The organism is Leclercia sp. G3L, assembly GCF_021117075.1.
Taxonomy (GTDB): Bacteria; Pseudomonadota; Gammaproteobacteria; order Enterobacterales; family Enterobacteriaceae; genus Enterobacter; species Enterobacter adecarboxylatus_C.
On sequence record NZ_CP088265.1, the window covers coordinates 168,928 to 182,699 of the forward strand.

The window sequence follows — 13,772 nt, forward strand, 5'->3', positions numbered from 1 at the left end:
TCGTCGCGCTTTCATACAGTCATTGCAAACGGAGAACGCCATGCCCGCACTGTCAGCTGAACAGGTTACTCAACGCTACCGCCGGCTGCGCCCGCGACTGCTGATCTGCATGGTGATTGGTTACGCCGCGTTCTACCTGACGCGCAAAAGCCTCAACTACGTCCTGCCGGCATTGCAAATGGATCTGGGGCTGAGCAAAAGCGACATCGGCCTGATCGGGTCGCTGTTTTACCTCAGCTATGGCCTGTCGAAATTTGCCGCCGGACTGTGGCACGACAGTAAGGGCCAGCGGGCGTTTATGGGCATCGGCCTGATGGCGACGGGCGTGCTGAACGTGCTGTTCGCCTTCGGCGACTCCCTGCCGCTGCTGCTGTTTATCTGGACGCTGAACGGCTTCTTTCAGGGATGGGGATGGCCGCCCTGCGCCAGATTGCTTACCCACTGGTATTCGCGCAACGAGCGCGGCTTCTGGTGGGGATGCTGGAACACCTCTATCAACATCGGCGGAGCCATTATTCCGCTGATCTGTGCCTTCGCCGCCCATCGCTGGGGCTGGCAGGCGGCGATGCTGACACCGGGGATCATCAGTATCGTGCTCGGCCTGTGGCTGACCACACAACTGCGGGGCACACCGCAGGAAGAGGGTCTGCCGTCGGTCGGGGAGTGGCGCAACGATCCGCTGGAGTTGCGCCAGGAACAACAGAGCCCGCCGATGGGGCTGTGGCAGATGTTACGCACCACCATGCTGCAAAACCCGATGATCTGGCTGCTCGGGGCGTCCTATGTGCTGGTCTATCTGATCCGCATCGCCCTCAACGACTGGGGCAACATCTGGCTGGCGGAGAGCCACGGGGTCAACCTGCTGAGCGCCAACGCCACGGTGATGCTGTTTGAGGTCGGCGGCCTGCTCGGGGCGCTGTTTGCCGGATGGGGGTCGGATCTGCTGTTCAGCGGCCAGCGGGCGCCGATGATTTTGCTGTTTACGCTGGGGCTGATGGTATCGGTCGCCGCCCTGTGGCTGGCCCCGGTTCACCACTACGCCCTGCTGGCGATGTGCTTTTTTACGGTGGGATTTTTTGTCTTTGGTCCGCAGATGCTCATCGGCCTTGCCGCCGTGGAGTGCGGGCACAAGCAGGCGGCGGGCTCAATTACCGGTTTTCTTGGCGTGTTTGCCTATCTGGGGGCGGCGCTGGCCGGGTGGCCGCTGTCACAGGTTATCGAACGCTACGGCTGGTCGGGAATGTTCAGTTTGCTCTCGATTGCCGCCGTGCTGATGGGTTTACTCCTGATGCCCCTACTGATGGCGGGCATCACCGCTTCTCGCAGTCACATAACGTCATAACAAGGGCTGAATAATGAAAACAACGCTTCTCTCTACCCTCATTGCTTCCGGGATCGCGCTGGCCACCTTAACCGGTGCCGCACAGGCCAAAGGCCGTCTGGTGGTCTACTGCAGCGCCACCAACGAAATGTGCGAAGCCGAAACCAAGGCGTTTGGCGATAAGTACGACGTCAAAACCTCGTTTATCCGCAACGGCTCCGGCAGCACCCTGGCGAAGGTGGATGCCGAGAAGAAAAACCCGCAGGCCGACGTCTGGTACGGCGGCACCCTGGATCCGCAATCCCAGGCCGGCGAGATGGGGCTGCTGCAGCCGTACAAATCCGCCAACCTCGAGCAGATCATGGAGAAATTCCGCGATCCGGCGAAGGTGAAAGGCAACCTTTCTTCGGCGGTCTACGTGGGTATTCTGGGCTTTGGCGTCAACACCCAGCGCCTGAAAGAGAAGAACCTGCCGGTGCCGCAGTGCTGGAAAGATCTGACCAAACCGGAATATAAAGGCGAGATCCAGATTGCCGATCCGCAAAGCTCCGGCACCGCCTACACCGCACTGGCGACCTTCGTCCAGCTGTGGGGGGAAGATCAGGCCTTCGACTACCTGAAGCAGCTCAACGGCAACGTCTCCCAGTACACCAAATCCGGTATTGCCCCGGCGCGTAACGCCGCGCGCGGTGAAACCGCCATCGGCATCGGCTTCCTGCACGACTACTCGCTGGAAAAAGAGCAAGGCGCCCCGCTGGAGCTGATCTCTCCGTGCGAAGGCACCGGGTATGAAATCGGCGGGGTCAGCATCCTGAAGGGCGCGCGTAACGAAGAGAACGCGAAGCTGTTCGTGGACTGGGTGCTGTCGAAAGAGGCCCAGGAGCTGGCGTGGAAGCAGGGCAAGTCCTATCAGATCCTGACCAACACCACCGCAGAGACCTCCCCGAACTCGCTGAAGCTGGATGACCTGAAGCTGATCAGCTACGACATGGACAAGTACGGCTCAACGGACGTGCGCAAAGCGCTGATCAACAAGTGGGTCAGCGACGTGAAGATGGGTAAATAAGCCCACTCCTGCGAACATTTGCCAGGTGACGGCGTAAACGCCTTACCCGGCCTACAACACCGGAATACCTATGTCACAGACACTCGCTCTTCATCCCGTGAAAAAACGGGATGCGGTCTTCCTTTGGGTTTTCGTTGGCTGGCTGGCATTTGTCCTGCTGCCAAGCTGGAGCCTGGATTATGGCCTGCTGGAATCCACAAGCGACGAGATCCTCGATGCCTACAGCTGGTCGCACTTCAATATCAGCTGGCTGTGGTATCTGCTCCCCACGCTGCTGTTGGTACGCCCGTTTAGCGAGGCGAAGCGCGAACAGCGCAGCCGCCACTACCTCGACGCCGGCTGGGCGCTGCTGTGTATGGCGTTTATCGTCATCAGCGCCACGATTGAAGGGCGTGGTTTAGGCTACGCCACCATCGTGCTGTTTGTGGCGCTGGGGGCGATCATGACCCTGGCCCTGACCCGCCTCGAGTGGCTGGGCGGCGACCGCTTTGTGATTGCCTCGCTGATCGCCATCGTCGCGCTGATCGGCATCTTTATCGTCTGGCCGAGCATCGCCATCTTTATTCCGATGTTCACCAACGACGCGGGAGAGTTCGCCCCGCTGGCGTTTATGAACGTGCTGTCGCAGTCGCACATCATTCAGGTGATCGTTAACTCGATCCTGCTCTCCATAGCGGTAGGGATCGGCTGCACCTTCTTCGGCCTGGTGCTGGCGATCTACACCACCCGCATCGCGAAGCGCAGCGCCATCATTGGCCGCATCTTCTCGATCCTGCCGATCGTCACTCCGCCGTTCGTGGTGGGTCTGGGCGTGACGCTGATGATGGGGCGCTCCGGCTACGTCACCGAGCTGATGGTCGACTGGTTTGGCCTGACTAACACCAACTGGCTGTACGGCTTCACCGGGATCTGGCTGGCGCAGGTGCTGGCCTTCACGCCGATGGCCTTTATGATCCTCGACGGGGCGATCAAAACCATCCACCCGTCGCTGGAAGAGGCGTCATACACCCTGCGCGCCAGCCGCTGGCAGACCTTTAACGGCGTCTTTGTCCCGCTGCTGAAACCGGCACTGGCGAACGCCTTCCTGATCGTCATCGTGCAGTCGCTGGCCGACTTCAGTAACCCGCTGGTGCTGGGGGGTAACTTCGACGTACTGGCGACGCAGATCTACTTCTACATCACCGGCTCCCAGCTGGATTATCAGGCGGCCAGTACCCTCGGCGCGTTCCTGCTGCTGTTCTCGCTGCTGGTGTTCTGCATTCAGTACATGTGGATCGGCAAGCGCTCCTACGTCACCGTGTCCGGTAAATCGTACCGCGGCGATGTGCAGCCGCTGCCGGTGACGCTGGTGTGGAGCGTGGTGGCCCTGCTGGCGGTGTGGATCGCCTTTAACGCCCTGCTCTACGGCAGCATCTTCTACGGCAGCTTTACCGTCAACTGGGGGGTGGATTACACCCTGACGCTGGATAACTTTATCAAGCTGTTCGGCCAGGGGATGAGCGACGGGGCATGGCCTTCACTGCTCGATACCCTGTTGTACGCCGGGATCGCCGCGCCGATCACCGCCGCCTTCGGGTTGCTGATCGCCTGGATCGTGGTGCGCCAGCAGTTTAAAGGCAAAAAGACCATCGAGTTCACCACCATGCTGTGCTTCGCCGTACCGGGCACCGTGGCGGGCGTCTCCTACATCCTCGCCTTTAACAGCGCCCCGGTGTACCTGACGGGCACAGCCGCCATCGTCATTATCTCAATGGTGATGCGTAACGTGCCGGTGGGCATTCGCGCCGGGATTGCGGGCTTAGGCCAGATCGACAAGTCGCTGGATGAGGCCTCGCTGAGCCTGCGTGCCGGGTCGCTGCGCACCATTACGCACATCCTGCTGCCGCTGCTGCGCCCGGCCATTCTGTCGGCGCTGATCTACAGCTTTGTGCGGGCCATTACCACCGTCAGCGCCATTGTGTTCCTCGTCACGCCGGATACCCGCGTGGCTACGGCCTACATTCTGAACCGCGTGGAAGACGGCGAATACGGCGTGGCGATTGCCTACGGCTCGATCCTGATTGTGGTCATGCTGGCGATCATTTTCCTCTTTGACTGGCTGATCGGTGAGGCACGTATCTCCCGCTCCAAAGCCAAAAACCAGGCGTAACACTATGACTCAGAAACATTTCGTTGAACTGCGTAACGTGACCAAGCGCTTTGGCGCGAATACGGTGATTGAAAACATCAACCTGGCGATCCCGCAGGGGCAGATGGTGACCCTGCTCGGCCCGTCGGGCTGCGGTAAAACCACGGTGCTGCGTCTGGTGGCCGGGCTGGAAAAGCCCACCAGCGGGCAGATCTTTATCGACGGCGAGGACGTGACCCACAGCTCCATTCAGCAGCGTGATATCTGCATGGTATTCCAGTCCTACGCCCTCTTCCCGCACATGTCGCTTGGCGAGAACGTCGGCTACGGCCTGAAGATGCTCGGCGTATCGCGCGCCGAGATCAAAACCCGCGTGAAAGAGGCGCTGGCGATGGTGGATCTGGAGGGTTTTGACGATCGCTATGTGGATCAGATCTCCGGCGGCCAGCAGCAACGCGTGGCCCTGGCCCGGGCGCTTATCCTCAAACCGAAAGTGCTGCTGTTTGATGAGCCGCTGAGTAACCTCGACGCTAACCTGCGCCGCAGCATGCGCGACAAGATCCGCGAGCTGCAAAAGCAGTTCAACATCACCTCGCTGTACGTGACCCACGATCAGAGCGAGGCCTTTGCGGTTTCGGATACCGTGCTGGTGATGAACAAGGGCAATATCATGCAGATTGGCTCCCCACAGGATCTCTATCGCCAGCCGGCGTCGCGCTTTATGGCGAGCTTTATGGGCGATGCCAACCTGTTCCCGGCCAGCTTCAGCCACGAGTCCGTGGCGATCCACGGCTACCGCCTGCCGCGCCCGCTGCACTTTGCCGCGCAAGGTACGGGCACCGTCGGCGTGCGCCCGGAGGCGATCACCCTGAGCCAGCACGGCGAAGAGAGCCAGCGCTGCGTGATCCGCCACGTCGCCTATATGGGGCCGCAGTACGAGGTGATTGTGGAGTGGCACGGGCAGGAGATTTTGTTGCAGGTCAACGCCACACGATTGCAGCCTGACGTCGGGGAGACGTATTACCTGGAGATCCACCCGTACGGGATGTTTGTGTTAGCAGAGGTGGCCTGATAGATGCCCGGCGGCGCTGCGCTTGCACGGGCCTACAAAACCCCAAAATGTAGGCCGGGTAAGGCGCAGCCGCCACCCGGCATAACCACCCCACCTTAATTTCTTGTTTTGCGAGGCCGCTTCCGGGAATGCCCCTTGTTGCAACAGGGATATCACAGTATCGTTTTCCCACGCCTGCAAAATCAGGCGTCGGGATTGACCTCCTGGACTTCATACTGGCGACATGTGTTTAATATGTCGTGCGTACGGTTACACCTCAATGGTGGGCCGGACGGGGGCATCGTAAGATGCGCCGGTTTCCAGTATGGCCGGTAAGGCTAACTCCGTTCGGCGCCACCACCCGCGAGATTAGCCTCTCCGGTGGTGGTTCAAACGTTCCCGCAGAAAAATTCGCCCTTTACGGACGACTTGCGGCCTGTCTGTCGCTGCTGCAACCCACGCTGCTCGAGCCGGTTCCGGAGGCGTTAAAAGAAAGCCTGACGGTAGACGATTTCCCGACCCGTCTTCCTCTGTTTGAGCCCGAAGCCGATCAACTGGGGCGCTATTGCCAGGTACTGACCCAGCAGCTGATCGGTGGCTCACTCACTCCGGACGCGGAAAGAGTCATCCAGGATCTGCTGGGAGAACTGGTCAGCTTCTACGCCGATACGCTTAAGATGCCGCGCTGGATCAGAACAGATGAAGGGGTGATTGAACTGCTGGCGTAAGCAGAGGTGCGGTGATTGATGCCCAGCGGCGCTGCGCTTGCCGGGCCTACGGTTCGAGCCTTTCGTAGGCCGGGTAAGGCGCAGCCGCCACCCGGCAAAAACTCAGCGCTGTGCGTTCAGCTCTGCAATATCCTTCGGCGTCGTGCGGCAGCACCCGCCGATCAGCTTCGCGCCTGCCGCTAACCACTGCGGCAGATACCCCGCCAGCGTTTCGCAGGCTTCGCCGTGGTGATGCCAGGTTTTGCTCACCGCATCGTAATGCTCGCCCGAGTTCGGGTAGACCACCAGCGGCAGCGCGGTCAGGCTCTGCAGATGTTGCAGCGCGGCAGTGGTTTTCTCCAGCGCGATACAGTTAATGCCAAGGGCAACAATCTGTGGATAGTTCGCCAGCACCGACACCACCTCGCGCAGCGGGGTGCCGTCGCTCAGGTGCTCGCTGTCGCGCAGGGTGAACGAGAACCACGCCCGGGCGCGCGGGTATGCCGTCAGCAGCTCCGCCAGCGCCTTCATCTCAGCAAACGACGGCAGGGTTTCGCAGGCCAGCAGGTCGGCTCCGGCATCCAGCAGCGCTTCCACCCGCGGGCGGTGAAACGCCTGAAACACTTCAGCACTACGCACGTAGTCGCCGCGGTATTCCGACCCGTCGGCCAGATAAGCCCCATAAGGCCCGACCGAGCCCGCGACCAGCAGCGCGCCGGCCTGCGGATTTTCTGCCAGATACGCCTCCCGCGCCTTGCGGGCCAGCTCGACGCTTTTACCGATCAGCGCCCGGGACTGCGCCTCGTCCAGCCCGCGGGCGGCAAAGCCGTCCGGGGTGGCCTGATAGCTGGCGGTGATCGCCACCTGCGCTCCGGCGCGGAAGTAGTCGAGATGCACGTCGCGGATCAGCTCCGGGTTTTCCATTAACACTTTGGCCGACCACAGGCTGTCGGCCAGGTTACAGCCGCGCGCTTCCAGTTCCGTTGCCATCGCCCCGTCCAGCACCACAAACGGCTGGGTCTCAAGGAGGGCGGTAAGCGGATTATTCTGCGACATGTTCAGGCTCCTGGGATTTCAGATTTTGAGTAAGGTAGTACGCGCCATAGCACAGCGCCACAAACGGCAGCCCACAGTAAAGGGCAATGCGCTGGCTCGGGTCAAAGGCCAGACCGACGCAGGCCACCAGGCACAGAATAAAGCCCAGCACCGGCACCAGCGGATACCAGGGGGCGCGGTAGTGTAAGTCGCCGAGCGGTTTACCGGCCTGCAAATGACGGCGGCGGAAGACAAAGTGCGAGGCGCAGATGCTGATCCACACCGCCACCACCGCAAAGCCCGAGATGGCCGACAGGGCGACAAACACCGTGTCCGGGGCCACTACGCTGGAAAAGAGCGCCAGCACGCCGCCGAGCATCGACACCGACAGCGCCGTCAGCGGCACGCCGTTTTTGTTCACCCGGGCAAAGCAGCGCGGCAGGGTTTTCTCGTTCGACAATGACCACAGCATGCGCCCTGAGGCGTACAGCCCGGAGTTGGCCGCCGAGAGGATCGCCGTCAGGATCACGAAGTTAACGATATCCGCGGCATACGGAATGCCGACCTTCTCAAACACCAGCACGAACGGACTTTTCTCCACCCCGGCCTGCTGCATCGGGATCAGCGCCGCCAGCACGAAGACGGTGCCGATAAAGAAGATGATCAGACGGGCAATGGTGGTGCGGATGGCGACAGGGATCACCTTGTGCGGATTTTCGGTTTCACCCGCCGCAATGCCGATCAGCTCGGTGCCGGAGAAGGCAAAGTTAACCGCCACCATGGTCATCAGGATCGGCAGCCCGCCGTGCGGGAACCAGCCTTCAGCGGTGATGTTGCTCAGCCCCGGCGCGGGAGAACCATCCTGCATCGGGATAAAGCCAAAGATCGCCGCCCCGCCGAGGATAATAAAGGCGATGATGGTGATGACTTTCACCAGCGAGAACCAGAACTCGCCTTCGGCAAAGAAGCGGGTCGAGATAACGTTGAGGGCGAAAATCACCGCGCAGAAGACCACACACCAGACCCAGACCGGCACCTGTGGGAACCAGTACTGCATGCAGAATCCGGCGGCGGTAAAGCTCGATCCCAGCGCCACCGTCCAGGTGAGCCAGTAGAGCCACGCCACGGTGTAGCCGGTCGCCGGGCCGAGATAGCGCGCGGCATAGACGTGGAAGGCGCCGGTCACCGGCATCGCCACGGAGAGTTCGCCAAGGCACTGCATCACCAGCCAGACCACCAGCGCGCCAATCAGATAGGCCAGCAGCGTCCCCGCCGCCCCGGTGGTGGAAATAATGTATCCCGTATTGAAAAACAGCCCGGTACCAATCACGCCGCCGAGGGAGAGCATGATCAGATGGCGGGTCTTCATGGTGCGCTGTAGCTGCCCGTTTTGTTGTGTTTGCATATCACCTTCTATACGTATGGACATCTAAACATCCAAAGAAGGTGTTTTTATACCGCGATTGTTAACAAATTGCTAGCCATGCACCAGACGAAGACGCGCGCGGCGGGCGCTCAGCCGGGGCCGCACCGTGTAAATCACGTAAAGATAGGGTCGCCATGCCATAGGACACCTCCTGCAAGCCGGTACTTACAGCATGCACCGCGCCGGTCATCCCGTCGGTCAGGCGAAAGTGGTATCTGTTTTTTACACGCTAAACTGACGGGCGTTGCGGCCTGTCGCCCGGCGGCGCTGCGCTTGCGCGGGCCTACTAATCCACGTAGGCCAGGTAAGGCGCAGCCGCCACCCGGCGTCATATCGCAATATGTTAAATTACGCAAAACACTCTATAGTCGTAGTGTTTCATTAATAAAGGATGAGCTAATGCGATTTAACGGACTGACCAAAGGGTTTTTCATTCTCATACTCCTGCTTGTTACCTGGGCGTTTTTTGATGTCCTGTCGCCCTACTTCTCGGCGATCCTGTGGGCCGCGATCCTGGCAGTGATTTTCTACCCGGTTAAAAACACGCTGCGTATCCGGATGGGGGATCGCAACGGGCTGGCGTCGCTGGTAAGCGTGCTGCTTATCTGCCTGATTGTCTTTATTCCCTTGATGGTGATCTTTTCCTCGTTAGCCTTTGAACTCAATATCGTTTACACGCGCCTGCAGCAGAACGACACCCAGTTTTCCGGGGTGTTCGCGAGCCTGTTCTCTCACCTGCCCGGCTGGCTGCGCGCGCTGATGATCGAGCATGACCTGGATACCGCCTCGCAGATCCAGCAGAAGCTCTCTGACGCGGCATTAAGAGGCGGGCAATACCTCGCCGGAAGTGCGTTCCTGATCGGTAAAGGCACCTTTGGCTTCGCCATCAGCTTTGGTGTGATGGTCTATCTGCTGTTTTTCCTGCTGAAAGATGGCCCCTGGCTGGTGCGCCAGATCCTCGACAGCCTGCCGCTGTCGAATTTCGCCAAACACCATCTGTTTGCCAAGTTCGCCGGGGTCGCCCGAGCGACGGTGAAGGGCACAGCCGTGGTGGCCATTGTCCAGGGGGGGCTGGGCGGGCTCGCCTTCTGGTTCGTCGGTATTAACGGCAGCATCTTGTGGGGCGCGCTGATAGCGTTCCTGTCGCTGATCCCGGCGGTCGGCTCGGCCATCGTCTGGGTACCGGCGGCCATATTCCTCTTCGCCACCCATCAGCTGTGGCAGGGCCTGTTTATCGTCGGGTTCTTTGTGCTGGTGGTGGGCCTGGTGGATAACCTCCTGCGTCCGCTGCTGGTGGGGAAAGACACCAAAATGCCCGACTACCTCATCCTCATCACCACCCTCGGTGGGATGGAGATTTACGGTATCAACGGCTTTGTGATTGGTCCGCTCATCGCCGCGCTGTTTATCGCCTGCTGGAACCTGCTCTCGGGTCGCGATCATGCCGGTAATGCCGAAGAGATTGACGACGCGATTATCGAAGAAGGGAAAAATTCCCCTGATTTATGAAAAAGGAATAAGCCGTGCGTATCGCCACCATCACTAACTGGGCATACGGCGCCACGGTCTGCCTGACCCTCGCTTCCGGGGTGGCCATGTTGATGGCCTCCAGCGCCGAAAACGTTGAGCGGCAGGCCGTTGAACAGCGCTATATATTCGATCGGCTCACCGAAGAGGTGGAGACCGACGCCTGGGCGCTCTCTGACCTGGCGCGGCTGTACGTCATCAAACAGGATCCTGCGACGGCCGACGAGTACCGCCAGAAAGCGGCATCCATGGCCGGGATTGAGCATCGTCTGCAGAAGCTGAAAGACGTGGGCGCCAGTGAGGATGAGCTGGCGCTGCTGCATGAAGGTTTGCAGGTGGCCGATGCACTGCAGGATGAGCAGCAGAGCGCTATCGCCAGCGTGGGGCGCGGGGAGCAACCCCAAGCCATCGCGCTGATGTATGGCGAGCGTTATGAGAACGAGCTGGAGCAGGTACAGAATCAGCTCGACCATTTTCGTCAGATGCTGGACAGGCGTACCGACGCGGCGATTGACGATGCCACGGTAAAATCCCGCGGGCTGCGGACGCTCTCGGAGGTGATGGTCGGCCTGACCGCGCTGATGTTTTTGTTTGTGCTCGGTTTTATCCTTAAACGCCGGGTGCTGCGCCCGGTGGTACGCCTGAGCGATGTGGTCAACCGGCTGGCGTCGCAGGATTATGCGGTGGAAGCCCCGGACTACCGCCAGATCGATGAGATTGGCGATATGGCACAGGCGATCCGTATCTTTCGCGAAAACGGCCTTGTGCGACAGCGGCTGGAACAGGAGCGTGATGCCGACTGGGCGATCCGCGAGCTGCTGGCGCGCATGACCCAGCGCCTGCAGGGCTGCGAGTCCGTCGAAGATGTCCTGAACGTGGCGCGGCTGTTTGCGCCCGGCATTGCCCCGGGCATTCCCGGACGGCTCTGGCTTCTCGAACGGGATCCGTGGCAGATGCACTGCGCCGCCGAATGGCTCGACCCGCAGGGTGAGTCCGAACCCTTCCACCCGGACCAGTGCTGGGCGGTGCGCCGCGGACAGAGCCATCCTCCGGTGACCGGCGAGCCGGATATTACCTGCTATCACCTGCCCGACGCCTGCGCCAGTCATTCACTCTGCGTACCGCTGATTGCCCAGGGCGAGACCATCGGCCTGCTCTCGTTCCAGAACGTCACCCCGGCAATGGCTCCGTCCCGCGCCTATCTGGAACTGATGGCTGAGGCCCTCGGCCTGGCGCTGGCCAACCAGCGCCTGCGCGATGCCCTGCTGGAGAAAGCGTTATTCGATCCGCTGACCAATCTGCGTAATCGTCATCATCTGGACGATGCCCTGCGCACCCAGATGAGCCAGGCGCAGCATACCGGGCAGCCGGTAAGCTGTATGATGATCGATATCGACCACTTCAAAGCCATTAACGACAAGTTTGGTCACGATGCCGGCGATCTGGTGATTAAAAGCGTAGCGACGGTGGTGCAGCGGGCGGTGAGCAACAAGGGGATGGCGTTTCGCTATGGCGGGGAGGAGTTTCTGGTCCTGCTTCCAGGGGCGGACGAGGCGGCGGCCTTTGCCTGCGCTTCCGAAATTCATACCAACGTGCACGGCCTGGCGCTGCGCTATGAGCTGGCGGAGATTGGCACGGTGGATGTGTCGATTGGTATCGCCAGCTATCCGCAGCACGCCCAGAGCGATGCCCTGCTGCGCGCCGCCGACGTGGCGCTGTACCGGGCGAAGGAGCTGGGGCGTTCAAGGATTGTCAGCTTCGGAGGGCTGGAGGCGGGGTGATCGGTATGACGCGATTCCTCTCCCCGTAGAATCGCGTATCATTGCCCTCCCTGTTTTCGCTCATGCCGTAGCTGTCCTATGAATCTTAATTACCTCTGTTACTTTCTTCTGGCCCTCGCCGCTGCGGGCAGTGCATCGCTGCCACACCCTTTGCCAATTTGGTTTGTACTTGCCAGCGTGCTGACGTTCGTTATCTATGGCGCGGATAAAATGGCGGCCCGTAAGGCCTGGCGCCGGGTGCCTGAAGCCACGTTGCTGATATTTGGCGTGGTAGGTGGCTGGCCGGGGGCGATACTCGGCCAGCAGCTGTTTCGCCATAAAACCCAGAAACAGCCGTTTAAGACCCGGTTTATGCTCAGCGTGATACTTAACGTCGCGGTGCTGCTGGCAGCGTGGCGGTTCTGGCCTTAATTGACAGCCACTTGTGAAACATGGTTGTATAGTACAACTATATTTTACAGGTTAAGGTTAATGATGGCTGAATCATCGATTGTTGAAGACATCCGTATCTCGTCGCGCCTGATGGTGCGGGAGCTCGGCTTTATGAACCAGACGCTGGCGGCAACGGACTACTCCCCTTCAGTGGTGCATACCCTGCTGGAAATGGAGGCCCGGGGCTCAATGACGGCAGCCCAGATAGTGCAGGTTCTGGGGCTTGAGAAATCCAGCGTCAGCCGGATGCTCGCCAAACTGATTAAGGCCGGCGAGCTGGAAGAAACTCCCTCCACGGAAGATGCACGGTTCAAGCAGCTGAGCCTTAGCCCACAGGGCAAACAAACGGTACGGAAGATTAATGCCTACGGCAATGAACGCGTCATTTCAGCCCTGCAAAAAATGGACGCCAGCCAGCAGCGCATCGTTTCCGAGGGTCTTGGCGTCTATGCCAGCGCCCTGAAAGCCTGCCGCGATGATGCCGACCTGAACACCAGAAGCGCCATCGAAATTGTCTCTGGCTATCACCCGGGCATGATTGGCCGCATAACGGAAATGCACGGCAGCTTTTATGCTCGCGAACACAATTTCGGCAGCTTCTTTGAGAGTAAAGTCGCCGCGGGCCTGGCGGAATTTTCAGGGCGTCTGGATAACACGGACAATCAGATCTGGCTGGCAATGCTCAACGGGCGCATCGTCGGATCTGTCGCTATTGATGGCGAAGATCTGGGAAACAATGAGGCGCATCTGCGCTGGTTCATCCTTGACGATGGCTGTCGCGGCGGCGGCGTGGGCCGAAAGCTGATTGCCGAAGCGATGAAATTTTGCGATGAGAAGCAGTTCTCTGCGGTTCAGCTGTGGACCTTTAATAAGCTGGCGGCGGCACGGCGCTTGTATGAGTCATTCGGCTTTGAATTAGCGAAAGAGTGGCAAGGCGATCAGTGGGGTAGCTCTATTACCGAGCAGCAGTTTACGCGCAGATGAGTGAATGACGGCGGGAGGCATCCGCCGTCAGAACAGATCAATGCATAATAGCTTTGAAACGCTGTAACCTGAGCAACGTCATCAGCGATCGCTGATGGAACGGTTTTACCCCAGAGGTATGACAGGTGAACAGATAGCTATCCAGCGCATCCCGGGCGGCGACTTTCAGTTCTTTTACATCGCTCGCCATAAAACGGGCTTCACTTTTGGTATGCAGAAAGACACCACGAAACATATCAATCACGGGATCGTAGGTCACGTGAGCTTTGTGTCCGTCGATAAAAAGAGTATTTGAACGGCTCATCCTTGAGAAT

At 59.8% G+C, this 13,772-nt stretch carries 12 protein-coding genes; 9 read left to right on the top strand and 3 right to left on the bottom strand.

All coding sequences use genetic code 11. The annotated features are described in order from the left end of the window. Positions 1-40: 40 nt before the first annotated feature. From uhpC to LRS40_RS02260, 5 genes are all read left to right on the top strand, one after another. Positions 41-1,342 carry an MFS transporter family glucose-6-phosphate receptor UhpC gene (uhpC, locus tag LRS40_RS02240; protein WP_231312996.1) on the top strand — a complete coding sequence of 434 codons (1,302 nt, stop codon included), beginning with the start codon at positions 41-43 and terminating at the stop codon, positions 1,340-1,342. 13 nt (positions 1,343-1,355) lie between these two features. Next, positions 1,356-2,387 carry an ABC transporter substrate-binding protein gene (locus LRS40_RS02245; protein ID WP_106992080.1) on the top strand — a complete coding sequence of 344 codons (1,032 nt, stop codon included), beginning with the start codon at positions 1,356-1,358 and terminating at the stop codon, positions 2,385-2,387. A gap of 70 nt (positions 2,388-2,457) precedes the next feature. Beyond that, positions 2,458-4,536 (top strand): iron ABC transporter permease, encoded by a 2,079-nt coding sequence (locus LRS40_RS02250; protein WP_231312997.1) that lies wholly within the window; start codon positions 2,458-2,460, stop codon positions 4,534-4,536. Positions 4,537-4,540: 4 nt separating this feature from the next. After that, complete coding sequence (gene fbpC, locus LRS40_RS02255; RefSeq protein ID WP_156263053.1) at positions 4,541-5,587, top strand: ferric ABC transporter ATP-binding protein; 1,047 nt, start codon at positions 4,541-4,543, stop codon at positions 5,585-5,587. Positions 5,588-5,874: 287 nt separating this feature from the next. Beyond that, on the top strand, positions 5,875-6,294 hold the full coding sequence (locus LRS40_RS02260) for a hypothetical protein (protein ID WP_156263052.1): 420 nt from the start codon (positions 5,875-5,877) through the stop codon (positions 6,292-6,294). A 102-nt stretch (positions 6,295-6,396) separates the two neighbouring features. On the opposite strand, the gene mmuM is transcribed toward LRS40_RS02260, so the two are convergent. Together mmuM and mmuP are read right to left on the bottom strand one after the other, a co-directional pair. Then, entirely contained in the window at positions 6,397-7,329 is a 933-nt protein-coding gene (gene mmuM, locus LRS40_RS02265) for a homocysteine S-methyltransferase (protein WP_231312998.1), read from the bottom strand. After that, on the bottom strand, positions 7,316-8,713 hold the full coding sequence (mmuP, locus tag LRS40_RS02270) for an S-methylmethionine permease (protein WP_231312999.1): 1,398 nt from the start codon (positions 8,711-8,713) through the stop codon (positions 7,316-7,318). Before mmuP ends, mmuM begins: the two co-directional genes overlap by 14 nt. Before the next feature lie 420 nt (positions 8,714-9,133). On the opposite strand from mmuP, the gene LRS40_RS02275 reads away from it, so the two are divergent. The 4 genes from LRS40_RS02275 (at position 9,134) to LRS40_RS02290 (ending at position 13,458) form a co-directional block, all read left to right on the top strand. Next, positions 9,134-10,243, top strand: a complete 1,110-nt coding sequence (locus LRS40_RS02275; protein ID WP_231313000.1) for an AI-2E family transporter — start codon at positions 9,134-9,136, stop codon at positions 10,241-10,243. A 14-nt stretch (positions 10,244-10,257) separates the two neighbouring features. Continuing rightward, positions 10,258-12,042 (top strand): diguanylate cyclase, encoded by a 1,785-nt coding sequence (locus tag LRS40_RS02280; RefSeq protein ID WP_231313001.1) that lies wholly within the window; start codon positions 10,258-10,260, stop codon positions 12,040-12,042. A 78-nt stretch (positions 12,043-12,120) separates the two neighbouring features. Further along, a complete protein-coding gene (locus LRS40_RS02285) occupies positions 12,121-12,453 on the top strand; it encodes a DUF1294 domain-containing protein (protein ID WP_142488365.1) in 333 nt (110 codons plus the stop codon). A 60-nt stretch (positions 12,454-12,513) separates the two neighbouring features. Further along, positions 12,514-13,458, top strand: a complete 945-nt coding sequence (locus LRS40_RS02290) for a bifunctional helix-turn-helix transcriptional regulator/GNAT family N-acetyltransferase (RefSeq protein WP_231313002.1) — start codon at positions 12,514-12,516, stop codon at positions 13,456-13,458. A gap of 37 nt (positions 13,459-13,495) precedes the next feature. On the opposite strand, the gene LRS40_RS02295 is transcribed toward LRS40_RS02290, so the two are convergent. Continuing rightward, positions 13,496-13,762, bottom strand: a complete 267-nt coding sequence (locus LRS40_RS02295) for a type II toxin-antitoxin system HicB family antitoxin (protein WP_156263047.1) — start codon at positions 13,760-13,762, stop codon at positions 13,496-13,498. Between the last annotated feature and the right edge of the window lie 10 nt (positions 13,763-13,772).